General features: G+C 63.9%; 21 protein-coding genes. 14 read left to right on the forward strand and 7 right to left on the reverse strand.

Going from position 1 to position 26086, the window contains the following annotated elements:
- Nucleotides 1-13: 13 nt before the first annotated feature.
- Nucleotides 14-901, reverse strand: coding sequence for an amidohydrolase (locus tag M2375_RS21240; RefSeq protein WP_259170248.1), 888 nt, complete (start codon nucleotides 899-901; stop codon nucleotides 14-16).
- Nucleotides 902-994: 93 nt separating this feature from the next.
- Here M2375_RS21240 and M2375_RS21245 point away from each other — a divergent pair, with 93 nt between their 5' ends.
- The 4 genes from M2375_RS21245 (at nucleotide 995) to M2375_RS21260 (ending at nucleotide 6016) form a co-directional block, all read left to right on the forward strand.
- Nucleotides 995-1882, forward strand: a complete 888-nt coding sequence (locus M2375_RS21245) for a LysR family transcriptional regulator (RefSeq protein ID WP_259170249.1) — start codon at nucleotides 995-997, stop codon at nucleotides 1880-1882.
- A gap of 264 nt (nucleotides 1883-2146) precedes the next feature.
- Nucleotides 2147-4585 (forward strand): membrane-bound PQQ-dependent dehydrogenase, glucose/quinate/shikimate family, encoded by a 2439-nt coding sequence (locus M2375_RS21250; protein ID WP_259170250.1) that lies wholly within the window; start codon nucleotides 2147-2149, stop codon nucleotides 4583-4585.
- Between the two features lie 159 nt (nucleotides 4586-4744).
- Nucleotides 4745-5413, forward strand: a complete 669-nt coding sequence (locus M2375_RS21255; protein WP_259170251.1) for a TetR family transcriptional regulator — start codon at nucleotides 4745-4747, stop codon at nucleotides 5411-5413.
- 96 nt (nucleotides 5414-5509) lie between these two features.
- Nucleotides 5510-6016, forward strand: coding sequence for a hypothetical protein (locus M2375_RS21260; protein WP_259170252.1), 507 nt, complete (start codon nucleotides 5510-5512; stop codon nucleotides 6014-6016).
- Between the two features lie 240 nt (nucleotides 6017-6256).
- Here the strand turns inward: M2375_RS21260 and M2375_RS21265 are convergent, their stop codons facing one another.
- Nucleotides 6257-7627, reverse strand: a complete 1371-nt coding sequence (locus tag M2375_RS21265) for a hypothetical protein (RefSeq protein ID WP_259170253.1) — start codon at nucleotides 7625-7627, stop codon at nucleotides 6257-6259.
- Nucleotides 7628-7776: 149 nt separating this feature from the next.
- On the opposite strand from M2375_RS21265, the gene M2375_RS21270 reads away from it, so the two are divergent.
- From M2375_RS21270 to M2375_RS21305, 8 genes are all read left to right on the forward strand, one after another.
- The gene (locus M2375_RS21270; RefSeq protein ID WP_259170254.1) at nucleotides 7777-8694 is read left to right on the forward strand and encodes a LysR family transcriptional regulator; all 918 of its coding nucleotides are present in this window, start codon (nucleotides 7777-7779) and stop codon (nucleotides 8692-8694) included.
- 79 nt (nucleotides 8695-8773) lie between these two features.
- Nucleotides 8774-9691, forward strand: coding sequence for a tripartite tricarboxylate transporter substrate binding protein (locus M2375_RS21275; RefSeq protein WP_259170255.1), 918 nt, complete (start codon nucleotides 8774-8776; stop codon nucleotides 9689-9691).
- A gap of 277 nt (nucleotides 9692-9968) precedes the next feature.
- Entirely contained in the window at nucleotides 9969-10694 is a 726-nt protein-coding gene (locus M2375_RS21280) for an OmpW family protein (RefSeq protein WP_259170256.1), read from the forward strand.
- Between the two features lie 216 nt (nucleotides 10695-10910).
- Complete coding sequence (locus M2375_RS21285) at nucleotides 10911-11495, forward strand: DJ-1/PfpI family protein (RefSeq protein ID WP_259170257.1); 585 nt, start codon at nucleotides 10911-10913, stop codon at nucleotides 11493-11495.
- 69 nt (nucleotides 11496-11564) lie between these two features.
- Nucleotides 11565-12017 carry a hypothetical protein gene (locus M2375_RS21290; protein WP_259170258.1) on the forward strand — a complete coding sequence of 151 codons (453 nt, stop codon included), beginning with the start codon at nucleotides 11565-11567 and terminating at the stop codon, nucleotides 12015-12017.
- A 93-nt stretch (nucleotides 12018-12110) separates the two neighbouring features.
- Nucleotides 12111-12905, forward strand: a complete 795-nt coding sequence (locus M2375_RS21295; RefSeq protein ID WP_259170259.1) for a MetQ/NlpA family ABC transporter substrate-binding protein — start codon at nucleotides 12111-12113, stop codon at nucleotides 12903-12905.
- A gap of 192 nt (nucleotides 12906-13097) precedes the next feature.
- Nucleotides 13098-13877, forward strand: a complete 780-nt coding sequence (locus M2375_RS21300; RefSeq protein ID WP_259170261.1) for an enoyl-CoA hydratase-related protein — start codon at nucleotides 13098-13100, stop codon at nucleotides 13875-13877.
- An 8-nt stretch (nucleotides 13878-13885) separates the two neighbouring features.
- Entirely contained in the window at nucleotides 13886-15112 is a 1227-nt protein-coding gene (locus M2375_RS21305; protein WP_259170262.1) for a CaiB/BaiF CoA-transferase family protein, read from the forward strand.
- An 88-nt stretch (nucleotides 15113-15200) separates the two neighbouring features.
- Here the strand turns inward: M2375_RS21305 and M2375_RS21310 are convergent, their stop codons facing one another.
- The 4 genes from M2375_RS21310 to M2375_RS21325 form a co-directional block, all read right to left on the reverse strand.
- Complete coding sequence (locus M2375_RS21310; RefSeq protein WP_259170263.1) at nucleotides 15201-16187, reverse strand: siderophore ABC transporter substrate-binding protein; 987 nt, start codon at nucleotides 16185-16187, stop codon at nucleotides 15201-15203.
- A gap of 70 nt (nucleotides 16188-16257) precedes the next feature.
- Nucleotides 16258-18177 carry a ligand-gated channel protein gene (locus M2375_RS21315; protein WP_404979364.1) on the reverse strand — a complete coding sequence of 640 codons (1920 nt, stop codon included), beginning with the start codon at nucleotides 18175-18177 and terminating at the stop codon, nucleotides 16258-16260.
- 682 nt (nucleotides 18178-18859) lie between these two features.
- Nucleotides 18860-20926, reverse strand: a complete 2067-nt coding sequence (locus M2375_RS21320) for a ligand-gated channel protein (protein ID WP_259170265.1) — start codon at nucleotides 20924-20926, stop codon at nucleotides 18860-18862.
- Nucleotides 20927-21268: 342 nt separating this feature from the next.
- Nucleotides 21269-22594, reverse strand: coding sequence for a DUF445 domain-containing protein (locus M2375_RS21325; RefSeq protein WP_259170266.1), 1326 nt, complete (start codon nucleotides 22592-22594; stop codon nucleotides 21269-21271).
- A gap of 140 nt (nucleotides 22595-22734) precedes the next feature.
- On the opposite strand from M2375_RS21325, the gene M2375_RS21330 reads away from it, so the two are divergent.
- The gene (locus M2375_RS21330; RefSeq protein WP_259170267.1) at nucleotides 22735-22986 is read left to right on the forward strand and encodes a DUF3297 family protein; all 252 of its coding nucleotides are present in this window, start codon (nucleotides 22735-22737) and stop codon (nucleotides 22984-22986) included.
- A 154-nt stretch (nucleotides 22987-23140) separates the two neighbouring features.
- Here M2375_RS21330 and hmpA read toward each other — a convergent pair whose 3' ends face one another.
- Nucleotides 23141-24316: an NO-inducible flavohemoprotein gene (gene hmpA / locus M2375_RS21335; RefSeq protein ID WP_259170268.1), complete on the reverse strand. Its 1176-nt coding sequence runs from the start codon at nucleotides 24314-24316 to the stop codon at nucleotides 23141-23143.
- Between the two features lie 141 nt (nucleotides 24317-24457).
- Between hmpA and norR the strand changes: the two genes are divergently transcribed.
- On the forward strand, nucleotides 24458-26059 hold the full coding sequence (gene norR / locus M2375_RS21340) for a nitric oxide reductase transcriptional regulator NorR (protein ID WP_259170269.1): 1602 nt from the start codon (nucleotides 24458-24460) through the stop codon (nucleotides 26057-26059).
- The last annotated feature ends 27 nt before the right edge of the window (nucleotides 26060-26086 follow it).

Raw genomic sequence — 26086 nt, forward strand, 5'->3', positions numbered from 1 at the left:
CCTTGCGAATGTCTCAGGCTGGGAAGCGGTACAGGCGCTGGGGGTTGTCCACCAGCAGGGCCTGCAGATGCGCCGGGTTGGGGCTGAACTGCGCCAGCGCATCGACCAGCACACCGTCGTCAGGGATGTGCGTGTGGTTGGGGTGCGGCCAGTCGCTGCCCCAGAGCACCCGGTCCGGCACATGGGCCACCAGCTCCTGCGCACGCGCGATGCCGTGCAGGTAAGGCGGGGTCGCATCGATGCGGTCGATACCGCTGACCTTGACGTAGAACAGCGGCTGCTCCAGAAGCCGCAACAGCGCCTGAAAATCTGCGCCTTCGCTGCCCAGCGTGGCATCGACACGGCCCATATGGTCGATCACCACCGGGCAGGCCGATTGCGGCAGCACAGGGCCCAGGCTGTGGATCAGCGCGCTTTCAAAATGGATCTGCAGGTGCATGCCCAGGTCGGCCAGCATCGGGGTCAGGACCACCACGTCTTCGACCGAGGCGCCGGTGTTCAGGTGCTTCATAAAGTTAAAGCGGATCGCCCGAAAGCCCGCTGCCGCCAGGCGCTGCAGCTCGGCACGCGTTACCGACAGCGGCACCAGGGCCACGCCCAGGTAGTGGCCGCCGCCGTGCGCAATCGCATCCTCGACCACGCGGTTGTCATAGCCATGGCAGGCCGATTGCACGATCACGCAGCGGCTGATGCCCAAGTGGCGGTGCAGCGCAAACAAGGTCTCCTTGCCGGCATCGGCGGGGGTGAAGCTGCGCGGCTCCGCATAGGGGAAGGCATTCACCGGGCCAAACACATGCACATGGCTATCGCAGCTGCCAGCGGGCAGCACCAGGCTGGGCTTGGAGGGCGCCCGCATATAGGTCTGTACGGGTTGCTGGAGGTGGGGGGTCGGGGCGTTCATGCAAGGCCATCAAAGAGTCGTCTTGAGCGCATTGTGAAACTGCCAGTTTTTTAATCACCTATAAAATCCCAATATCAGATATAGAGGTGATGCATGGATTTTGTGCGTTTGCAGTACTTCATGGCCGTGGCCCAGGCCCAGAGCTACAGCAAGGCCGCCGCCGCCCTCAGCCTGACCCAGCCCACCTTGAGCCGCCAGGTGCAACTGCTGGAGGCCGAGCTGGGCCAGCCGCTGCTGGAGCGCCATGGCCGGGGCGTGCGCTTAACCGAATCGGGCAAGGCCATGCTGGCCCATGGGCGCAGCATCAGCGCGGCCGTCGATGCCGCCAAGGCTGACATGGCCGAGCGCCTGCAAAGCCCGCGCGGCAAGGTGCGCCTGGGTTTGCCGCCTTTGGTGGCCAGCCTGGTCACGCCTGATGTGGTGCAGCAGTTTTTGCAGGCCTGCCCGGATGCCTCGATCATTGTCGAAGAGAGCCTGAGCATTCGGTTGCGCGAATGGCTGCTGGCCGACCGGCTCGATGTGGCCGTGCTGTTTGACCCCAGCCACACCGCCCAGCTGTTGACCGAGCCACTGGCACGCGAGCCCCTGGTGCTGATCAGCACCCGCCCCTTGCCCGAGCGGGTGAAGGTCGCCCAGCTGGTGGACTACCCGCTGGTGCTGCCCAGCCGCCCCCAGGCGCTGCGCATGATTTTTGACGACGCGGTGGAGGACCAGCAGCTGCCGCTGCGCATCGTCGCCGAGGTCGATTCGATCAAGATGGTGCTGTCCTTGGTGGCCCGTAATGTGGGCTGCTCGGTCGTGCCCGCCAGCGCCGTCAAAACCTGGCCGGGCAGCGCGCCGGTATACACCGCCCAGGTCAGCCACCCGGTGATCCGCAACCGCATCGTGCTGGCCACACCGGCAGCGCGGCCGCACAACCGCCTGGTCAAGGCCGTGCACGGCATTCTGAAGCCGCTGATGAAGCAGCATTTCAGCGCTTAAATCTTCGCCGTTTCCGCGCCCTTCACACCTGCATTTGCGCCCGCAAGAGGCGACTCAGCGGCTATTTATTTCAGAAATTATTGAAATGTCCGGTACACATCAGGCAGCGATGGACTTTATTTCTCACCACAATGGACATTTTTTCTCACACAAGACAAGGTCTGTAGCAGTGACTGCTTCGGGCCCTCTGCACAACGCCCCATCCTGGGCCTTGTGCAGAGGGCTCCTGCGCCTGCCAGGCCCAAGACAGATTCGAGGATCGATATGACACAACAAGCGCGTGCACCGTCACTGGCCGTGCGACTGCTGCTCGGGGTACTGGGGGCAGTGCTGGCCATCGCCGGCCTGGCCTTCTTGCTTGGCGGCGGCAAGCTCATCAGCCTGGGCGGCAGCTGGTACTTTTTGCTGGCAGGCCTGGGCCTGCTGCTGTCGGGCGTGCAGGTGCTGCGCGGCCGCCGCTCTGGCGCCTGGCTGTACCTGGCTACGTTTGCGGCCACGGTGCTGTGGGCCTTGGCGGAAGTGGGGCTGGACTACTGGAGCCTGGTCTCGCGCCTGCTGGCGATGACCTTTGGCGCCGCCGTGGTCAGCGCCTGCCTGCCGCTGCTGCAAGCTGGCAGCCCCCGCGCGCGCAATAGCAAAGGCCCGCTGGCTTTGGCAGGGGCGCTGCTGCTCGTGGGTCTGGTGAGCTTTGCCTCCATGTTCCAGATCCACCCCGAGGTGCAGAACCAGGCCGCCATCAGCCGCAAGCCGGTAGATGCCGCCAGCGTGCAAAAGGACTGGAGCCACTACGGCAACGGCAGCAACAACGACCGCTTTGCGGCGCTGGACCAGATCAATGTGGACAACGTCAACCAGCTGCAAGTGGCCTGGACCTTCCGCACCGGCGATGTCCCCAAATCCACCGGCGCCGGTGCCGAGGACCAGACAACCCCCTTGCAAGTGGGTGACAAGGTCTTTGTCTGCACGCCCAGCAACAACGTGATTGCGCTGGATGCCGATACCGGCAAGCAGCTGTGGCGCCACGACACCAACTCGCATGTGGGTGGTGTCTGGGAACGCTGCCGGGGCCTGGCCTACTTTGACGCCAATGCGCCGCTGCCGGTGCCGCAGGTGGCGGGCTCGTCACCCGTGCAGCCCGTGGCTTTGCCCGCTGGCGACCAGTGCCAGCGCCGCATTGTGATGAACACCATCGACGCGCGCCTGTTTGCGATCAATGCCGACAACGGCGAGCTCTGCGCCGGCTTTGGCAACCAGGGCATTGTGGATCTGAAGCAAGGCCTGGGCGCCATCGCCAACCCGGCCTACTACACCCTGACATCGGCCCCCACCGTGGCCGGCACCACCATCGTGGTGGGTGGCCGTGTGGCCGACAACGTCCAGGTCGACATGCCGGGCGGCGTGATCCGCGGCTTTGATGTGGTGACCGGCGCACAGCGCTGGGCCTTCGATGCGGGCTCCAACACGCCCAACGAGGTGCTGGCCCCCGGCGCCACCTACACCCGCTCGTCCGCCAATGTATGGGCCGGCACCACCTACGACCCCAGCTCCAACACCGTCTACCTGCCCATGGGCTCGCCCTCGGTCGATCTGTATGGCGTGCCCCGCTCCGCAGCCGATCTGAAGTACGGCGCCTCGGTCCTGGCGCTCGACGCCTCCAGCGGCCAGGAGAAATGGGTCTACCAAACCGTGCACAACGACCTCTGGGATTTTGATATTCCGATGGCCCCCACCTTGATCGACTTTCCGAAGAAAGATGGCAGCAGCACGCCCGCACTGGTGGTGGGCACCAAGGCTGGCCAGATCTTTGTGCTGGACCGCCAAAGTGGCCAGCCGCTGACCCAGGTGGACGACGTGCCGGTCAAGCCCGCAGGCATTCCTGGCGAGAAATATGCCGCGACCCAGCGCGTGTCCGTCGGCATGCCGCAGATGGGCACCCAAACCCTGACCGAAGCGGACATGTGGGGCGCCACGCCGCTGGACCAGCTGATCTGCCGCATCAAGTTCAAATCGATGCGCTATGAAGGCCTGTTCACCGCACCGTCTACCGATGTGTCGCTGAGCTTCCCCGGCTCGCTGGGCGGCATGAACTGGGGCGGTATCTCGGCCGACCCGAACAACCACCTGATCTTTGTCAACGACATGCGCCTGGGCCTGTGGGTGCAGATGATGCCGCAAAAGCCCAAGGCCGCGCTGTCCGATGGTGGCGAGCAGCCCAACACCGGCATGGGCCAGGTACCGCTGGGCGGCACGCCTTATGCCGTCATCAAGGACCGCTTTATGTCGCCGCTGGGCATCCCTTGCCAAAAGCCCCCTTTTGGCACGCTCTCGGCCATCGACATGAAGACCCAGCAAGTGGTTTGGCAAGTGCCCGTGGGCACCGTGCAGGACACCGGCCCCATGGGCATCAAGATGCGCATGCCCCTGCCCGTGGGCCTGCCCACCTTGGGCGGCAGCCTGGCCACCCAGGGCGGTCTGGTGTTCTTTGCCGGCACGCAGGATTACTACCTGCGCGCCTGGAACACAGCCAATGGCCAGGAGATCTGGAAAAGCCGCCTGCCCGTAGGCAGCCAGGGCGGCCCGATGACCTACCAATCGCCCAAGACCGGCAAGCAGTATGTGCTGATCTCGGCCGGCGGCGCGCGCCAGTCGCCCGACCGTGGTGACTATGTGATTGCCTACGCCTTGCCCGGCAAGAGCCAGTAAGCCCGAACGGGTCGCAATGCCCGTTGACCCGCTCCGCGCCATGGCCCGCCTTTGCAGGCCATGGCTTTTTTGTGCCCGGCCCTTGGCGAGTTCCGCCAGGCCTGCAGCGCTGCGGCGCACATGGTACGCTTGCCCGCTTGTGTCCACGGAGATCCTGCAGTGAGCAAGCAGCAAGGCCAGCAAGAGCCAACCCCCCAAGACCCCGCCACATCGGCCGGCATGCGCCAGGCCCTGCTGGATGCGGGCAAGACCGAGTTTGCCAACTACGGCTATGACGGCGCCCGCCTGGAGCGCATTGCCGCCAAGGCCGGCTGCGCCAAGCGCATGCTGTACTACTATTTCGGCAACAAGAAGGATGTGTACCTGGCCGTTATCGAGCAAAGCTACACCGATATCCGGGCCTCCGAAGAAAGCCTGAACCTCGACGCTTTGGAGCCCTTGCAAGCCCTGCATGCGCTGGCCCAGAAAAGCTTTGACTACCACGCCAACAACCAGGCCTTCACCCGCCTGGTGCTGCAGGAGAACTTTCAGGGCGGCGAAATGCTGGGCCAGATCTCCAACACCGAGCCCCTGCGGCGCGCGGCCCTCACCCCCCTGGAGCGCATCCTGGAACGCGGCGTGGCCCAGGGCCTGTTCAAGCCCGACATCACCGCCACCGATGTGCACTACCTGATCTCCGCGCTCAGCGGCTTTCGCATCGACCACGCCGCCACCTGGCGCAGCCTGCTGCAGGTCGATCTGCTCGGTGATGCGCTGCGAGAGCGCCATCTGCAGATGCTGCTGGACCAGGTGGATGCGCTGGTGTGTGTGCGGGCAGCGCAAGGCTGAAACGCAGCGAAGGAACACGGCCCGGCGCGCAGTGTTTCGAGTTCACACTGGCTTCATCCTCATCCTCATCCGCATGCGCGCTTTGATAATCCGCGCATGCGCCCCGACAACCGCCCTCTATCGCCATGGCAGCATTTGAAAGTCATGGCCACCTTCTCGTTCATGCTGGCCTACGCCGCGGGTGTGTACTTCCATGCTGCCACCGCGTCACTTTCGGATGCCTACCAGCCAGGGCTGGATACCCTCAAACGCTATGTGCAGCCGGGCATTGCCCTGTGGGTGCTGCCGCTGATCGCATACGGATGGAAGTCTGCTCACCTCGCCAAAGTCGCACAGCACTGCGCGTTGGGTGGCTTGGTTTGCTGCGCCTTGCTGTATGTCTTCTGTTCAGTCCACCAATCCACAGCGGGCATGTCCTGGGTCGCCCCTGCGGATCGCACGCTCGCCAGCACCGTTCACCGGTCGCTTTTCAGCCCCTCCTTTTCCGGCCGCTCTTTGGGCTCTATCACGGGCAGCACCATATTCGCAGCCATGGCGTGGGGGCTGAGCATCCGGATCAACCGAATGTTCAAGCAGCGCCCATCCGGCACACCCAGCGACTAAACGCATGAGCGTCTTGTCCGCTCTCATTGTTGGCAGAACTGGCGCTCCTATCGCATCGTTTGCCAAACCCTCGCAAAGCACGTGCAGCCGCATCCATGCCGGCGCCCCCATCCACTGCCTTTGCACCGGCCTCCGCTTTGACCAGTGCAAAAAACATTAGCTGCTTGCCGTCGCTCCTAGCGATGTCCCGGGGGTAAAGTTGGCATGGAACCCAACCACTGGTGCCAACGCAAGCAGGCACTACTGCGGACGTTGACGCGGCACGACGCGTGTGGACAGGGCTGGTGACGTGTAGCTCGCATCAAAGCTGCAGCCCTTGCCGTAGGTCGCTTCCAGGGCCAGGCAGGCACTGGCGATACCGGAAGGCGTGGGCTTTGTGCCGGTGTTCACCCACTGCAGCAGCGCGTCCATCAGCGCGGGATAGCTGGGATCGCTGATGAAGCTGTGGGTGCCATTGGTCGTGAAGGTCTGCACCAGACGACCCCCACTGCCGCCTTCTTGCATCACCTCGCGGAAACGAGAATCGAGCTCCACAAACGCAGTCGGGTCACTGATCCATTTGGTGGACAGCACCGGCACAGGAATCTTGCCTACCGGATCGGTGTCGGTGGCGAACTTCTGGTAGGCGGCGGGATGGGCCTTGTAGCGCAGCACGCCTGCGTTCAAGGCCGCATCGTCGGCAGATCCGGTGTAGATGGCTCCTTCATTGCCAAAAGGGCTGTCGCCGCCGGTGCGCTTGGCCGAGATATCCTGGAAATGCATGGTCGCCCAGTTCATGTGCGACTGGATGGCACTCTCAGGAATCTTGATCACATTGACGATGGTCTGGATTTTGGCCTTCTGCTCGGGTGTGCGCTCGGCAGCGGGCTTGTTGAGCGCCAGGCATTCGTTCACGCGCAGCGCCACATCCGCCTGCTTCATCGTGACATTGGCGGGCAGGCCGAGGTTGAGCGCGTAGGGCTGTTCGCTGGACCGTGGATGGTTGCCACACAGGTACTGGTAGACCACGCGCAGGTCGAGCCGGAAATCGTAGGAACGTGTGCCCCCGCCCAGCACGCCGCTGGTGAGCAAAACGCCATCGTAGGGACGCTCGCCCACGGTATCTGCCGTGAACATCTCCGCGCCCTTGGCTGCCACGCCAGCCCCCCATGACTGGCCATGCAAGATGGTCTTGCTGGGGATCGCCACATGCTTGCGGAAGATGCCGCGCAGACGTTCCGTGTCTTCGGCGGCGGCGCGCACTTCCACCCCGCCCTGGCGGTAGGAGGAGCCCGCCCATGCGTAGCCTGACTTCACCATGATGGACCAGCGGGTCAGGTCTTCCATGGAGCGGTCCAGATCGGGGGCGGCGAGATCGGGGCCTCCATGCGCATGCATCACCAAGATGCCATTCCACTTCGCGGGCACTGCCATCATGTAGAACGCGCCCTTGGAGTCGCGGCCGGACAGGCATTTCGCATCGCTGGGCACATCGGCAGGGCAGGTGGCCAACACCGGCGCCGCCTCGTCGGACGTGGAAGGCCCTCGCAACACCAAGGATCCGTCGCCGCAGCCGCTGAGCGCCAGCAGCGCCAGCAGGGGCAGGCCGAGTTTGGGAAAGTGTGATCGCATGGGTTGTCTCCTATCAAGCGTTTTTATGGGTGAGGCTCTCCGCAAGGCTGGCGGACCAGCGGTAGGTTTGCGAGGGCTTCCCTATTCTTGGTCGGCTTGCGAAATATTTCAAAGATTTCTAAGATATCAACTGCATACTTTTTAAATATATGGAATTGCGTCATCTCCGGTATTTTCTTGCGGTGGCCGAATGCGGCCATATCACGCGTGCCGCAGAGCGCCTGGGCATCCAGCAGCCGCCGTTGTCGCAGCAGATTTTGGCGCTGGAGAATGAGCTGGGCAGTGCGCTGTTTCGTCGCCATCCCAAAGGCGTGGATCTCACCGATCTGGGCCATGAGTTGCGCGCCGAAGCCGAGCGGCTGCTGGGCGACTTTGGCGCCATGCAGCAGCGCATCGAGGCTTTTGCGCGTGGTGAGCGGGGCCATCTGCGCATAGGATTCACCAGCTCGGCCGCGGCCCATGCCTTCACCCCGGAAGTGCTGCGCACCTGCCGCAAATCGCACCCCGACATCCTGCTGAGCGTCAGCGAGAACAACGCCGCTGAGATCACCGAAGCCGTCGCTGCGCAACGTCTGCATTGCGGATTTTTGCGCGTGCCGGTGGCTCACCCCGATGGATTGGCGTTCGAGCCCCTGCTCCAGGAAGAAGCGCTGCTGGCCATTCCGGTGGACCATCGATTGGCGCACAACAGCACCCAGCCCGTCATGCTCGATGAGCTCGATGGCGAGAAACTGGTGCTGGTGCGCAGGCCTGGTGCGCCGGGCCTGTATGCCAATCTGCTGGCACTGTGTGCGCAACGCCATGTCCATGTGGAAGTGGCCGCCGAAGTCGAGCGCATGATGACCAATGTGAACCTGGTTGCGGCAGGCGTGGGCTTGTCCATTGTTCCGGCGTCGATCAAAGGATCGCATCGCCATGCCGTGGTGTATCGCTCGCTCGATCCGTCCCTCGATCTATGGGCGCCGTTGACTTTGGTGTACCGCGCGCATGACTGCGATGGCCCTCTAGGAACGGTGATCGCCTTGGCCAAGAAGCTGGCCAAGCGCCATGGTTCCAAAAGCAGGTAAACCTATGTCCGAATGGCACAAGCTGATCCCGGCAAACGCCCAACGATGGTCGCGAAGGGACATGCTCCTGAGCGGCTTGATGGGCGCATCGCTTGTGATCCCGGAAGGACAGGCCGCCCCGAGAAGGCCAGGCGCTGGTCTCAAGATTCTGGTGGCCTATCCACCCGGCGGTGTGAGCGATCTGGTGGCGCGCGCCTTGGCCAAAGAGATGTTCAATCAGCGCAAGGTGCCGGTGATCGTCGAGAACCGGCCCGGAGCGAGTGGGACCTTGGCGCTGGAACTCTTGCAACGCAGTCCGCCCGATGGCCAAACACTGGTCTTAACCGCCGCCGCTGCAGTGGGCCTGGTGCGCCACGCAGCTGCGCGGCGTGACCCAACTTCAGCGGCCACCGCGCCATTGCCGGTGCAGCCCGTGGCGGGTGTCATGCGCACGCCGCTGCTCTTGGTGGGCACCTCCGCGCTCGAAGCAGCTACTTTCGCCGACATGATCGAAGAGGCGCGCAAGCACCCTGGCATGCTGCGCTGGGCGACGACAGGCGAAGGCACAACGGGGCACACCGTGCTGCAACGCGTGAGCCAACGCGCGGGCGTGCGCATCACCCATGTTCCGTACAAGGGGGGCGGGCAGCAATTGACGGATGCGCTCGGTGGCCACTTCGAGCTATTGTCGACCAACGTCGCACCGAGCCAGCTCAGCGCCTTGCGTGACGGGCGCTTCAAGGCCTTGGCGGTAGGTGCACCGCTGCGACTGCCCGTGCTCCCAGAGGTGCCGACCCTCGCTGAACTGGGTTACCCATCCGCGAACCTGGATTCCTTGTTCGGGCTCTTCGCCCCTCCGGGCACGCCCTCCCAGGTGGTGGTGCGTCTGCACGCGTTGATCGAGCAAGCCCTTCGCTCGCCATCGATTCGCAATCCCCTACTCGATGCCAACAACCAGCCCTACGAGGGCTCCATGCAGGACTTTGCACTGCAGGTGCAGCACGAAACCGATCGTTGATCCAAGCAGCTTTTCATTAAGGGTTGAGATCAGTGTGAAGGCGTTTGGGGGTAGCACATCCCTCGGCGCACCTCTAAAAAAGGCGTGCTTCTACAACAAACTCCCGCCCTTTCCCATCTGCGTTTTCCCCAGGTCCGCACAAATTAGAACGAGTGTGCTTTTTTTGCTGAAATTCAGCGCTTACCCTGTCGACATGGCCTGTCGGTCTTCCTATGCTCTGTCCTGAGACAAGCCAGATTTGACGATCGTTCAAACAGCAACCCAAGGAGACAAAGCAATGAAACAAGCCAAAAAATGGATGTGGCTGGCGGCCACCGCCTTGCTCGCAAGCAGCGCCTACGCACAAAAGGCGGGCGACTGGGTGATAGGCGGCGGAGCGCTCAACTATTCGCCCCAGGACAAGAGCAAGCCGCTGACCTTCACGGAGCCCTTTGAGCGACAGATTCCTAACTCGGGTGCTGATCTCAAGAGCGCCACGACCTTGGGCTTGAACGTGCACTACTTCCTGACCGACAACTGGGCCGTGGAAGGCGTGCTGGGCATTCCGCCACGCCTCAAGCTCAACGGCGCCGGTTCCTTGGCCCCCATTGGTGAGCTGGGCAATGCGCGCCTGTATGCACCTTCGTTGCTGGGCAAGTATTTCTTTGGCAATGCTGATGACAAGTTCCGCGTCTCGCTGGGCCTGGGCGTGACCTATTCGCAGTTCCGCAATGTGCGGCTGAGCAGCGGTCTGCAAAACAGCCTGGGCCAATTCATCGGTGCGCCTCCCGGCGCCTCCAAAACCACCGCCAAGATCGACAGCCAGTGGGCGCCGGTCTTCAACATTGGTGCCAACTACGCCATCGACAAGAACTGGGGCGTGACCTTCTCGGTGTCCTATGTGCCGATGAAGACCGATGCCAAGCTGACCACCACGGTCAATGGCAAAAAGGTGGCGAGCTCGCAGACCCGCCTGACCTTGGACCCGATCATTCCTTTCGTCTACGTGACCTACAAGTTCTGAATCTTCAGTGAGGAGAAGCCGGCAGCGCATGCGCTGCTCTCAACAAGTGGCCTGCATTCCCTGAACGCCACAGTCTGCGGTGGCTCCAAGCCATCTTTTGCCACCCTGCTGCAAAGCAGGGTTTTTTTTGCCCGCACGCGGCGCCCTTGGCATCTCCGCCTGCTCGGCCCACAATGGCGCAGGCAGACCCGCCTGAACCCAACTGTTGGAGACCCTATGCCGGCCAAGAAAATCCTGATGATCTGTGGTGACTACTGCGAGGACTACGAAACCATGGTGCCCTTCCAGACCTTGCTGGCCGTGGGCCACCAGGTGCATGCGGTCTGCCCGGACAAAAAAGCTGGCGACCATATCAAGACGGCGATCCATGACTTTGAAGGCGCGCAGACCTACAGCGAAAAGCCCGGCCACAACTTCACATTGAACGCGAGCTTTGCCGACATCAAAGCGGAGGACTATGACGCGCTGGTCATCCCCGGCGGGCGCGGCCCCGAGTACCTGCGCAACAACGAAGCGGTGCTGGCCGCCGTGCGCCACTTCTTCACGGCCAACAAACCCGTCGCAGCGGTATGCCACGGCGCGCAGCTGCTGGCGGGTGCCGGTGTGCTCCAAGGGCGGACCTGCTCGGCCTACCCGGCCTGCAAGGCCGAGGTGGTACTGGCCGGCGGCACCTATGCAGATATTGCCGTGGACCAGGCCTACACCGATGGCAACCTGGTGAGCGCTCCCGCCTGGCCTGCCCACCCGCAGTGGCTGGCGCAGTTTCTGGCCTTGCTGGGCACCCGCATCCAACACAGCTAAACCGTCCGCGCGGTGGCAAGTGCTGACCCGCCTGCAAGCCCTTGCCATCGCTGCTACCATCGCAGCCCCATGACCGCAGACAGCCACAGCCACCACCTCGCCACCGGCAACCAGTTCGTTGCCGATGCACAAAAGATTGCCACCACGGATTTCGCCGCCGCCCGCGCCTTGTGGCAGCAGGCGGGCCAGGCGTTTTACCGCGCCCACCAGGCCGACCGTAACCAGCCCGAAGCCGCCTTGCGGCTGGCACAGGCCTGGATGGCTGAGGCCCATGCCTTGCACAAGGAAGGCTCGCCCAATGCCACGGTGATGTGGCAGAACGCAGCCGCACAAAGCGAGCTGGCCTTTGACCTGGACCCGCGCAATGCCCGCATTGCGATGGCTGCCGCCAGCTGCCACCACTATGCAGGTGATGCCGAAGCGGCCGAGGCCTGGATGCAGATCGGCCAGCACCTGGCATCGGAGGCCAACCAGGCCCAAGATCCAGACCGCCAACCCGGCGACGAGCCATCCGCCATATAGCGAATCGCATCTTTGGTTATTCGATAATATTATTTTTTAATCTTATCGATCGCACGTAGCATGTGAGCCGTCTCTTGCCTACCGACTGCTCCCATGCTCAAGCGCCATTTCACCCTCGCCGCCCTGCTGGCGGTTTCTGCGGCCTTTGCCGCCCCCGCCTTTGCGCAGGACAAGCCCCTGAAACTGGGCGTCACGGCCGGCCCGCATGCGCAAATCGCCGAAGCCGTCAAACAAGCGGCCGCCAAAGAGGGCCTCACAGTCCAGGTGATCGAGTTCAGCGATTTCATCCAGCCCAATGCCGCACTGGTGGCCGGTGATCTGGATGCCAATGCCTACCAGCACCACCCTTATCTGGACCAGCAGGTCAAGGACCGGGGCTACAAGCTGGTCGCAGCCGCCAACACCGTGGTGCTGCCGATTGCGCTGTACTCCAAGAAAGTGAAATCGCTCGATGCCCTGCCCCCCGGCGCGCAGATCGGCCTGCCCAATGACCCCACCAATGGTGGCCGCGCCTTGCTGCTGCTGCAAGAGCATGGCCTCATCAAGCTGCGCGCATCGGCCGGCATCAAGGCCACGCCGCTGGATGTGGTGGACAACCCCAAGAAGCTGCGCCTGCGCGAGCTCGATGCCGCCCAGCTGGTGCATGCGCTCAATGACCTGGATGCCGCCGTCATCAACACCAGCTATGCGATTGCCGCCAAGCTCAACCCCAGCAAGGACGCCATTGCCCGCGAGTCGGCCAAGTCGCCGTACACCAACCTGATTGCGGTGCGCCAGGCCGACAAGGACAAGCCCTGGGTGGCACGCCTGGTCAAGGCCTACCATTCGGAGGAGGTGCGCCAGTTCATTGACAAGGAGTTCCAGGGCTCCATCGTCCCCGCCTTCTGAAAGGGGCTAACACGGCCCTTGATACATCGTTGCGATGCCTTGTCGTACGCTTGTACTGCCTGCGGCATCGCGCCTCGTCTCAACCGCAAACCTTCGGTTTGCTGGGCCGTCTTAGCCCCTCAAAACCCGTTCAACGCCAGTGGCGCGCAGACTGGCGCGCCTTTCTTCATCATCCTTTGACAAAGCCAGCCCATGAGTGGACAGATCACCCTTAGCCGCGACGGCCATGTCGCCACCTTGTGGATCGACAACCTGGCCAAGCGCAATGCCATCAGCCACGCCATGTGGATCAGCCTGGCTGAGCAGCTGGACGCACTGGTGCAAGACAGCGATCTGCGCTGCATTGTGCTGCGCGGCGCAGGCACCCAGGCCTTTGGCAGCGGCGCTGATATCGACGAGTTCGAATCGCTGCGCTCATCCAAGGAAAAAGGCATCGCCTTTGCCCAGCAAGCGCACCGGGCCATGGGCCTGCTGCGCCACTGCCCCATCCCTACCTTGGCAGCGATCCGTGGCGCCTGTGTGGGCGGCGGCCTGGAGCTGGCAGCCTGCTGCGACCTGCGCCTGGCCAGTGATGACGCCCGCTTTGGCATCCCCATCGGCCGCCTGGGCGGTGTGCTCGCCTACCCAGAGCTGGAAGCGCTGGTGCATGTCGCGGGCCCCCAGGTGGCGCTGGAGCTGCTGCTCGAAGGGCGGCTGTTGGATGCGCAAGAGGCTTATGCCAAAGGCCTGGTCACCCGCGTGGTTCCGCAGGCAGCCTGGGACGAGGAGCTGGCCCAGACTGTCGCCCGCATCAGCGGCCTGGCGCCGCTGTCAGCACGCTGGCACAAAAAATTCATCGCCCGGCTGCAAAGCGGCACCCCGCTGACGGATGCCGACCAGCAAGAGGGCTACGCCTGCTTTGACACGCAGGATTTCACCGAAGGCTACCGCGCCTTTTTGGACAAGCGCAAGCCGGTTTTCACAGGAAAGTAACAGCGTTCATGCAGCCCTCCCCTTCCCCGCGCACAGGCCCGCTGTCGGGCCTCGTTGTTGTTGAGCTCACCAATGTCATGGCAGGCCCCGTGGGCGGCTTGCTGCTGGCCGACATGGGCGCCGAGGTGGTCAAGGTCGAGCGCCTGCCCGGCGGCGACGACACCCGCCGCGCGATCCCCCCCGAGATCCAGGGTGAGTCCGCCACCTTCATGATCGTCAACCGCAACAAGCGCGGTATTGCCGTCGACCTCAAGCACCCCGATGGCCTGCAGGTGGTGCGCCGCCTCATCGACAAGGCCGATGTGGTGATCGAGAACTTCCGCCCCGGCACCATGGAAAAACTCGGCCTGGGCTATGAGGTGCTGCGCGCCAGCAACCCCGGCCTGATCTACTGCAAGATCACGGGCTTTGGCCTCAACGGCCCCTATGCCAAGCGCGCAGGCTACGACCTGATTGCGCAGGGCATGTCCGGCATCATGAGCCTGACTGGCGAAGGCCCGGGCCGCCCGCCCGTCAAGGTCGGCGTGCCGATTGGTGATGTGACCGCCGGCATCCTGGCCTCGACCGGCGTGCTGGCCGCCTATGTCGAGCGGCTGCGCACGGGTGAAGGCCAGTACGTCGATACCTCGCTGTACGAGGCCTCGATGGTGCATACCTACTGGCAAGTCGCCATGGCCTTTGCGACTGGCGAATCGGCCGGCCCCATGGGCTCGGCCCACCCGGTCGCCGCGCCCTACCAGGCGATACCTACGCAAGACGGCTGGATCAACATTGGCGCGGTGAGCCAGGCCACCTGGGTGGGCATGACCCGCGTGCTGCAGCTCGAACACCTGCTGGAGGACGAGCGCTTTGCCAGCAACCGCGAGCGCATGGCCAACCGCGATCTGCTGATCTCCCTCATCACCGAGGCCATGCGCAGCAACAGCACCGACTACTGGGTCGACAAGTTCGAGCAAGCCGGCGTGCCCGCCGGCCCGGTGCGCAAGATCAAGGACATGCTGGAAGACCCGCAGACCCTGGCACGCGACATGGTCATCGAGGTCGACCACCCCGTCGCCGGCCAGGTGCAGGCACTGGGCCTGCCCATCAAGTTCTCGCACGGCAATGGCGTGACCCGGCGCGGCGCGCCGCAGTATGGCGAGCACACCGCCGAGGTGCTGCAGGAGCTGGGCTACAGCAGCGAAGACATTGCCGCGCTGGCCGCCAGCCAGGCGGTGCAGTTGCACGGCCGCTGATCAAAGCAAGCGCCATCGTCCCAAGAAAAAGGAGTGCTGTACCGCACTCCTTTTTTGCATCTGCGCAGGGATTGCTTAGGTAAGGCGCTCAGCGCTGCTTGGCCTGCCAGGCCGCCTTGAGCTGTGCCGTCGTCTGCAGCATGGCCTGTGGGCCCGCCACGCCCAGCAGGTACCAGACCTGCGGATCCAAAAACACCAGCCGGCCTTGCTGGCCAGCGGCGCTGTTGCGGATGGCGTCGTTGTTGAACAGCTCGGTGCTGGCGACGACCGGCTTGCCGTCGCGGCCCGTGGTGCTGCCGGTGCCGGCATTGCGGTCAATCACATACAGCCAGGCGGGGTTGAGCTGGCTGATGTCTTCCATCTTCATCGGCACACCGCGTGGCTTGCTGGCATCGGCCGGCAAGGCGGGCTTAACGCCCAGCACATCGTGCAGCAGGCCAAAGCGGGCGCCGGGCGGCTGGGCGTTGATCGTCGTGCTGATGGCCAGCACCAACAGGCCGGGCGCCTGCTGCTGGGCCAGCGCGCGGGTGCTCTCCACCTCGGCGCGCACGCGCTGCATTAGCTGCTCACCCTGGGCCTGCTTGCCCCACAGGGATGCAAGCGTCGTCACATTGCGCTGCATGTCGGCCAGCAGCTGCTGGTTGTTGACCGACAGATCCAGCGTCGGCGCAATCTTGCTCAGGATGTCGTACTTGCCGGCGCTGCGCCCGGCCACGACGATCAGGTCAGGCCGGATCTGGCTCAGCGCGTCAAAATCGGGCTCAAACAAAGTGCCAGCCGGCAGGTAGCGCGCATCCGCGTAGGCCTGCATATAGCTGGGGAAGTTGGCCTTGGCCAAGGCGGTCACTGGCAGGTTCAGCGCCAGCATGGTGTCCAGCGATGCCAGGTCGTAGACGACCACCCGCTTGGGTGCCAATGGCACCGTCGCGCTGCCCTTGGCATGTTGCACGGTGAGGGTGGCCGGGGCCTGGGTGGTGGGCGTTTGCGCAAAGGCTGCAGGCGCAGTGAACAGCGACGTGGCGAGGGCGGCTGCAGCGCTGGCGCGCCAGCAGGCCGAGGTGAATGGCTGGGTCATGTCTATCTCCAATGCAAGTCCATCAAATTGAGGCGGCGCCCCCGCAAACGCGGAGCGCCGCGTGGGTGGTTTAGAACTTGAGGTTCATGCCCACCCAGTACCTACGGCCATCCTGCACCGTGGCGTAGTCTTCGTAGTACACATCCTTGTCAAACAGGTTGTAGATGCCGGCGAAGAAGGTGGTGTTCTTGTTGTAGTGGAACGAGCCACCGATATCGAACATCGCATAGCTGCCAGCCACCCAGGTACGGGCAGAGCGCCCGCCGGTGGGCTGGCTTTCCTTGCCCCGGTAGGAGAGCTTGGTCCAGCCGTTCCAGCGGTCAGACGGCTTCCAGTCCAGCGCCACGTTCAGCATGTGGCGCGGCAGCTGCGACAGCGGCTGGCCGGCGAACTCGCCGCTCTTTTGCTCGGAACGGGTAAAGGTGTAGCTGGAGTTCAGATCCAGGCTGCGGGCCAGCGGCATGGTCAGGGTTGCCTCGATGCCGCGCGTCACTGCCTTGTCGATGTTGACGTTCGTGGTCGGGGTGTTGCCGGAGGCATTGAGCGGCCCGCACTCGGGGCAGGCAATGCGGGTGATCTTGTCGCGGAAGTCGTTGTCAAACACCGTCAGCCCGGCTGACAAGCCTGCGCCATCGTTGTAGAGCACGCCCACTTCCTTGGACAGCGATTTCTCCGGCTTCAGATCCGGGTTGCCATAGATGTTGCCGCCCCGGCTGGCCTGGCCCCAGTCGCCCAAGGTCTGGCGCAAGGATGGGGCGCGGAAGCCGGTGGAGACACCGCCCTTGACGGTCCAGCGCGGGCTCAGGTTCCACACGCCGTAGAGGCGCGGGCTCCATTGCGATCCGCCCTTGCTGTCGTGGTCAAAGCGCAGGCCGCCAGTCAGCGCAAAGTCTTCGCGCAGGCGCCATTCGTCCTCGGCAAACCAGGCGTACTGGGTGCGGTCGGCGGTGGTGCGGTTGCTGCCCGGCAAGGTGTTGGTGGTGGTATCGGTCAGGTCCTGCTTGTTGTAGTACAGGCCGGTGCTGACGATGTGCGACTCACCCACCGGAACCACCCAGCTGCTGTTGGCCACCGTGTTCTTGATGGTCATCTCGCGCGAGATGTTGCGCGTCTTCTCATGCTGCACATAGGTATCGGACGAGGCCCAGCCCCAGCGGCCCTTGTGCTGCAGCGCGTAGTTCTCGCGCTCGAACTTGCGGTCCGACAGCGCCTCGGTATCGAGCAAGGTCTTGCCCGGGGTGGAGATGAAATGCTGCTTGGCCGAGCCCAGCTCGGCAATGATGTCGTGGTCCTTGTTGGGCGTCAGCGCAATGCGGGCGTTGAGCGCCTTGGTATCGCTGTCGTTGTAGCCCTGGTAGATGCGGTCTTCGTCGCGCTTGCTGTAGTTGCCGTACAGGCTGATGCCCAGCATCTCTTCCTTGATGGGGCCCGAGAGGTAGAAATTGCTCTGGTAGGCATTGCCCGATGCGGAGCGCTCTTGCAAGGTGGCATCGGCGCGCAGCGAGCCATGCCACTGCTTGGCGACTTTGCGGGTGATGATATTGATCACGCCGCCCATGGCGTCCGAGCCGTAGAGCGAGGACATGGGCCCGCGCACCACCTCGATGCGCTCGATCGCTTCGAGCGGTGGCACCCAGCTTTGGTCGGTACCGGTCGAGCCATTGGTCTGCGTCTCACGCGTACTCATGCGTTTGCCATCGACCAGGATCAAGGTGTAGTTGGCACCCATGCCGCGCAGGCTGATGTCGTTGGAGTTGTTGTCCGACGGCGTCATGATCACACCCGGCACATCGCGCAGCGCGTCGTGCAGGTTGCTGTAGGCGCCCTGCTCCAGCTTCTCGCGCGGGATCACCGTGATTGATGCGGGTGCCTGGGTCACCTCCTGCTCAAAGCCTGCCGCCGTGACCACCACGGTGCCCAGCGTTTTTTCGCTGGCAGATGGCTCTGCGGTATCGGCTGCCTGCGCTGCCGCTGCGCCATGGACCAGCATGCCGGCCACCACGCCAGCGATGGCGCGCAGCGCGAGGCCCTGGGGTGCCGATGGCAGCCGGTGGAAATCAAGACGCAGAGGCCGTGCTGACGCGCGACCCACTGCCAGGGAGGCAGAGGAGGACATGGAAATTTTCAGTAATGAGGGGGTCAACAGCCACGCCTCAGGCGCCAGCAGATGGTGGCCATCGACTGGCGCTGGCGGCGGGCCAGCGATGCTTCGCTTGTTGTGCAGGTCTGCGGTCCCGGCGCTTGTCAGGGCACCGTCCCGAGGAGGCATGTCTGCCCTATCCAGCGATAGGCAGCCAGGGGAACGCGAGACATTTATATGCGAATAGTTCTCATTATAGAGATTGATGAAGAATTGTTACGGAATGCGAAGTTTCGCGACTGTAAAGTTATTTCGGGCGCAACTAATCCGCGCGCTCTGCAACTGCATGACAGCCAGGCGGGGCGCGGGTGTGCGGGTGCTGGCGCTGGGGTGCTGCGCCAACTCTCCGCTATGGTTTAAAAGCTACAGCTTAGGATCCGCTGCAAAACTCCCTGCCGTGGTCTGAACGCGGTCGCGGGCGATTCGCTGCATTATCTTCCTCGCCAATAGGGCCATATTGACTGCAAAAGATGCCTTGCGGCCCATCCCGATCCACCTCCATCCCATGCGGCGACGGTTCTGCAACCGGTCCTTAGAAACCGACAGTGACTTTGGCCCAATAACGGCGGCCGTCATACACCGCGTCATAGGTGGCGGTATCGACCCGCTTGTCAAACAGGTTGTAGATGCCGGTGCTCAAGCGCACATCCTTGCTGTAGGCGTAGTTCAGGCCCAGGTCCAGGAAGGTGAACGACGGCGAGCCCTTGGCGATGGAGGTGCGGCTGAGGTAGTCCGAGCTTTTGCCCCGGAAGTTGAGCCGGCTCCACACGCCCAGCTTGTCCGTGCTCTGCCAATCCAGGGTGGCATTGAGCATGTGCTTGGGCATCTTGTTGAGGGGCTGGCCCGCAAAGCGGCCGCTCTTTTGCTCCGAGCGGGTGAAGGTGTAGTTGGCGGCCAGCCGCAGGGCTTCGCTGGCTTTCCAGGTGGCCGTGGCCTCCACACCGCGCATGGTGGCCTTGTCGACATTGGTGCGGTCGCTGATGAACTTGTAGGGCGTGCCCAGCACCGTGCAGTTGCCAGTCACGATAGCGCGGCCGCCGCCCTCGGTGTCCTCACAGCTGCGCACCTCGGTGATCTTGTCCTTGAAGTCGGTGTTGAACAGGGTCAGGCTGCCGGTAAAGTCGCGGCGGTTGTCCCAAATCACGCCCAGCTCCTGGCTGGTGCTCTTCTCTGGTTTGAGGTCGGGGTTGCCCCGGATGATGGCCGGGTCGCCGCCGCCACCGGTGATCTGGCCCCAATCGGCCACTGCCGCGCGCAGGCTGGGCGATTTGAAGCCGGTGGAGATGCCGCCTTTGACGCTCCACTGCGGCGTGGCATGCCAGACGCCGTAGACGCGGGGCGTCCAGTCAGTGCCGTAGTTCTGGTCATGGTTCATGCGCAGGCCGGTGGTCAGCGCAATCGCATCGGTCACCCGCCATTCGTTCTCGGCAAACAGCGCCCACTGGTAGCGCTTGAGCGTGTTGATGGGGTTGTCCACCTTCATCTGGTTGCCGTTGTCCATCAGCTTTTCATGCTTGTAGCTCAGGCCCAAGGTGGTCAGGTTGCGCTCGCCGATCGGCATCACGATCTGGCTGTTGAACTCGGTGTTCTTCAGATTCATCTGGCGGCCGGGGTTGTCCACCTCTTCGTGCTGCAGGTAGGTGGTCGAGGTGCCAAAACCCCAGCGCCCGGTGTGCGAGATCGCCACGTGGTTGCGCGCATAGTCCGAGTAGCTGGAGGCGCGGCTGGCGCTCTTGCCGGCCGTGGCATAGCGGTCCTGCAAGGTGCGGCCCACTTCCAGCGCAAAGTCATGGTCCTTGTTGGGGGTGAGCGTGAGCTTGGCCGTGCCCGAGCTGCTGTCTTGCTCGTTGAAACCGCCGACAAACTTGTCTTCCAGGCGGCGCGATTTCTGGCCGTAGATCTGCAGGCCCAGCACATCGCTCTTGATCGGGCCGGCCAGGTAGAAGTTGGTCTGGTAGATATCGCCCGAGGCAGAGGACTCTTGCTGCATGGTCTCGGCGCTCAAGGTGCCGGTCCACTGCTTGGCCACCTTGCGCGTGATGATGTTGACCACGCCGCCCATCGCGTCCGAGCCGTAGAGCGAAGACATGGGGCCGCGCACCACCTCGATGCGCTCGATGGCGCTGAGCGGCGGCAACCAGCCTTGCTCGATGCCCGCGCCATCGCTGTTGGGGCGGGTCTCGCGTGAGTTTTGCGGTTTGCCGTCCACCAGAATCATCGTGTAGTTCGATGCCATGCCCCGAATGCTGATGTCGCTGGAGCTACCACCGCCGGTGATGACCACGCCGGGCACATCGCGCAGCGCATCGGTCACATCGCGGTAGGCTTTTTTCTCCAGCTCCTGGCGCGGGATCACGGTGATCGACGCTGGCGCATCTTCCACCGCCTGCTCAAAGCCCGAGGCCGTCACCACCACGGTCGACAAGGTTTTGTCGGCGTCCGTCTCGGCCCGTGCCATGGCAGGCCCGCTCAGCAAGGCCGCTGCCACCCAGGCCGTGGCACGCCACGCATGGGGTGCAGCAAGGCGCGATGAAAGGCGGTCATGGCGCTGCAAAGAAGGGCGGGCAGCGCAGGCGGCGGCGAGGTGGCGGGCGGTCATGGAAAACTCCGGTTCAGATCAAGGTATGGCATGCGGCTGCGCCACCTGGTCGCTCGTGACGTTCAGGCAAAGCGCAGGCGCAGGGCCAGCGGTTATTCGCGGGGGTTGGAGGTGTCAGTCGCGGCGCGGCAGGTGGTCAGAGCGGTCTGAACCTGGGCCGCCCTGGCGTGCATGCCGGGCTGTGCGGCATGGAGATGGCTGGTGCCACCTGGCTGGGCAACGAAGAACGTGGATTGACGATTAACAAATGCGAATGCTTCTTATTATATGCATCGATAAAGAAGTGTTGACTAATGTGAAGACAAGGTGAAGCAGTTTGATCCCGACATGTTGCTGTTATGCCTACACCGTACCCGCGCCCAGGTGGTTCAACAGCCAACCCAACCAGAACAGCACAAAGCCGATCAGGCCGCCCACCAAGGTGCCGTTGATGCGGATGTACTGCAGATCGCGGCCAATATTCCACTCGATCAGCTCGCCCAGTTCACGTGCATCCCAGCGTTTGACGGTGTCGGCAATATGGGTGCCGAAGAACTGCGAAATCTCTGGCGCCAGCTCCCGCACCCACAGCTCCATGCGCGTGTTCAGCGCGCTGCGCAGGGCGGGGTCGCCTGCCAGCGACTTGCCCAGCCACAGGCCCATGCCCCGCACATTGCGCGACATGGCCGAATGCTCGTTGGCCAGATCGGCCTGCAGGCTGGCGCGCAGGCTTTGCCACAGCTCCTGCACATACTGGCCGACAGCGGGGTCGTGCTGCAGGTAGCGGCGCACCTCTTCGCCCTTGGCATGCCAGGCCGGGTCGGTCGCCAGGCGCTCCACCCATTCCTGCATGGTCTGGTCAAACTTGGCCCGCAGCACATGGCCTGGGTTATCGGCAATCGCGTCCAGCAGGTGCTCCAGGCTGCTGGCGATCATCGCCGAGCCCTTGTCGCTGAGCCAGCCGGTGGGCAGCATCTTTTCCTTGAGCGGGTGCTCGGTCTTGAGCCAGTGGGCAATGGTCTGGGCGATCAAGGTGCGGGTCTCGGCCTCGTGCAGCAGCTCGACCAGCTTGTCCAGCGCCTGCGCCAGCAGCACCTGGTGGCGGCCATTGTGGGTCAGCACCGTCAGCAGTTTCGACAGCGACTGCGACAGATCGAGCTGGCCCAGCAAGGTGCGCAGCGCCAGCTTGATGAAACGCTCGACCTGCGCATCCTGCACCGTGGCCAGCGCAGCGGCGGCCAGGCGTGCCACCTGGTGGCCCAGCAGCTCGGCATTGGCAGGGGATTTGAGCCACTGCGCCAGCTTGTCGGCCGGCTGGTGGGTGCGCACCAGTTGCACCAGCGAATCCCCGTCGAGAAAGCGCTCACGCACAAACACGGCCAGGTTCTCGCCAATGCGGTCCTTGTTGCGCGGAATGATGGCCGTGTGCCGCGAGATCCAGGGAATGGGGATGTGCTTGAACAGCGCCGCCACGGCAAACCAGTCAGCCAGCGCGCCCACCATGCCCGCCTCGGTCATCGCGCGCAAGCAGCGCAATGCCAGCTGCCAGTGCTTCGTCTGGGCAAACGGCTGGCCCAGGCACCAACTGGCCACGATGAACAGCAAGGCCACCAGCAGCAGCAGCAGCAGAGGGGTGAGCTTGGCGCGGCGCAGCAAACGCTGCTGTTCTTCAGTCAGGAGCAAGGGCATGCAGAGCACTGTAGCGGCAAGCACCAGGGCTTGCCAAGTCAGCCAACTGCGCTGTTTCCCTCTACCGGGCGGGGTGCCCGCAAAGTGTGGACAATGTCGGCCTGTGCGGCCAATGGCCGCGTCCTCTTCTGCCCAAGACCATGACCGATACCACCGCCCGCCCCGAGTTGCCCGACCACCTGTCCATCGATCCCAAGAGCCCGCACTTTGTGCGCGAGGTCTTCGACCACGATATCGGCATCCGCTTCAACGGCACGGAGCGCGTGGATGTCGAGGAATACTGCGTGAGCGAAGGCTGGGTCAAGGTGCCCGCCGGCAAGACCGTGGACCGCAAGGGCAAGCCCCTGCTGATCAAGATCAAGGGCAAGGTCGAGGCCTATTACAAGGACTGAGTCCTGGCCTGATCGACCTCCCCGGACTGCCCTCACAGCAGTCCGGTGATTCAAAAAAACCCGACCCACCCTCGCCGATGCTGGCGGGGATGGGCCGGGTTTTTGCATGCGGCTGGCCTTGCCGCAGGCCCGTCAGGCGGTCACAGGCCTGGTATCAGGCCAGCGCCTCGGCCGGGCCAAAGAACTCGTAGCGCACCTGGGCTGCGGGCACACCCAGCTTGTGCAGCGAGGCTTTGACCGAACGCATGAATGGCTTGGGGCCGAGAAAGTACACATCGGCATCGCGCGAGGCCGGCAGCCACTGGCCCAGCAGGTCCTCGGTCAAAGGGCCCTGGGCGGCTACCGCCTCGCCATCGGCCACCTGGTCATACACATAGAGCGGCTGCAGCTGGCTGTGCGCCTGGGCCAGCGCATCGATCTGCGCACGGAAGGCATGCACCGCACTGCCACGGGCACAGTGAATAAAGGTGATGGGGCGGTCGGTCTGCAACGCGGCTTCGAGCATCGGCAACGTGGGGGTGATGCCCACGCCGCCGCTGATCAGCACCAGGGGCCGCTCGCTGGCCTGCAGGGTGAAATGGCCGGCCGGTGCAAACAGCTCCAAGGTGTCGCCCACTTGCAGACCATGCAGGTAGTTGGAGACCTTGCCACCGGGCTCGCGCTTGACGCTGATGCGGTAGCTGCGGCCATTGCTGGGGGCCGACAGCGAGTAGTTGCGGCGCTGTTCTGTGCCATCCACGATGGCACGCAGCCCAATGTACTGGCCCGGTTGGTGGCTGATCACCGCCTTGCCATCGGCGGGCTCCAGGTAGAAGGAGCTGATCTCGGCGCTCTCTGCCACCTTCTGCACCAGCTTGAAGGCACGCGCACCGCGCCAGCCGCCTTCGGCATGGGCAATGTCGTCATAGGCCTGGGTCTCGGCAGCGATCAGGATATCGGCCAGCTGGGTGTAGGCGGCGGCCCAGGCGTCGATCACCGCATCGGTGGCGATCTCGGCGCCCAGCACCTCGCGGATGGCGCGCAGCAAACACGTGCCCACAATCTGGTACTGGCCGGGCTGCACCTGCAGCGCCACATGCTTGTTGATGATCTGCGCGGGCAGGTCACCCAGGTTTTCCAGCTTGTCGATGTGTTTGGCATACATCAGCACGCTGTGCGCCAACGCGCGGGGCTGGGCACCGCTTTGCTGGTGGGCCTGGTTGAACAACGGGCGCACCTCGGGGTACTCGCTCAGCATCATTTGGTAAAAATGCGTGGTCAGCGCCTCGCCGCCGGTCTCCAGCAGCGGCACGGTGGCCTGGATGATCTGTTTTTGGCTATCGGTCAGCATCTAACACTCCTTGCATGTGGTTGCCATCAACAATGCACGCAGCGTGCCAACACCGAGTTTGTGGAATATCAATATCTTGCACAATGTATGCAGTCATAATGACCCCAGGTAAATGCTGTGTTTTTGACACCCCGAGTCGTTTTGACATCCTCCAAAATTCTCCACGCCGTGATTCCGCTGGTGGCCGATCTCGCCCAGGAAATGCCTGAGCGCGAGCGCCTGCGCCGCCTGCTTGCCGCCTTGCGCACCCTGCTGCCGGCCGATGCCGTGGCGCTGCTGCGCCTCAATGGCGAATGGCTGGAGCCCGTGGCCATTGATGGCCTGGTGCCCGATACCTTGGGCCGGCGCTTCAAGGTGGCCGATCACCCGCGCCTGGCCCAGCTGCTGGCCGCCGGCCAGGCCATGCGCTTTGCGCCCGACAGCCCCCTGCCCGACCCCTATGACGGCCTGATCACCAAACCCGGCGAGCTGCATGTGCATGACTGCATGGGCTGCGTGCTGCAGACCGGCGGCCTGGCCTGGGGCCTGCTGACCTTGGATGCGCTGGAGCCCGAGCGCTTTGCCGATGACAATGCGCTGGAGCTGCTGCAGGCCTTTAGCAACCTGGCCGCCGCCACGGTGGCCACGGCCGAGCGGGTGCAGCAGCTGTCCCAGGCCGCACGCAGTGCCACGGCGCCCGCGCCGCGCAATGCCGGTGCCGATCGGGGCCGCCAGATCCTGGGTACCAGCCCCGCCATTCGCCAGCTGCAAAGCAGCATTGCACTGGTCGCCGCCAGCGATTTGTGTGTGCTGATCACCGGAGAGACGGGCACCGGCAAGGAGCTGGTCGCCCAAGCCGTGCATGCGCAATCAGCGCGCGCGGCGCAGCCGCTGGTCAGCATCAACTGCGCGGCCCTGCCCGACAACCTGGTCGAGAGCGAATTGTTTGGCCATGTGCGCGGCGCCTTCACCGGCGCGTTGAACGAGCGGCGTGGCAAGTTCGAGCAGGCCCAGCACGGCACCTTGTTCCTGGATGAGGTGGGCGAGCTGTCGCTGTCGGTGCAGGCCAAGCTGCTGCGCGTGCTGCAAAGCGGCCAGCTGCAGCGCCTGGGCTCGGACCGGGAGCACCAGGTGGATGTGCGCGTGATTGCCGCCACCAACCGCGACCTGGCCGCCGAGGTGCAGGCCGGCCGCATGCGCGCCGATTTTTACCACCGCCTTTGCGTCTACCCGGTGGTGGTACCCCCGCTGCGTGTGCGAGACAGCGACACCTTGGTGCTGGCTGGCTGCTTCCTCGAAGAGAACCGCGCCCGCCTGCAACTAGGCGGCCTGCGGCTGGATGCCGCTGCCCAGGCAGCCCTGCTGCGCTACCCCTGGCCCGGCAATGTGCGCGAACTGGAGCACTGCATCAGCCGCGCGGTGCTCAAGGCCTTGAGCCGCACCCTGGGCCAGCGCAAGGACAGTACCAAGCCCCGCATGCTGAGCATTGGCGACGAAGACCTGTGGGATGGTGCCGCCGCCGCACCGCTGCCACCAGGCCAGCAGGCAGCCAGCCTTATCGCGCCCCTGCCCACTGCCGAGGTGGCAGTCGCCAACGCTGAGCCTTTGGGCCTGCGCACCCAGGTGGAGCGCTACGAGCGCCAACTGCTCAGCGCCAGCCTGGCCCGCCACAGCGGCAACTGGGCCGCAGCCGCGCGCGAACTGCAACTGGACCGCGCCAACCTGCAACGGCTGGCCAAGCGCCTGGGGATTGAGCGACACTGAGCTGGACAGCATCCGCACATGAGGCAC

The organism is Comamonas sp. BIGb0152 (assembly GCF_024809975.1).
In the GTDB taxonomy this organism is placed as follows: domain Bacteria; phylum Pseudomonadota; class Gammaproteobacteria; order Burkholderiales; family Burkholderiaceae_C; genus Comamonas.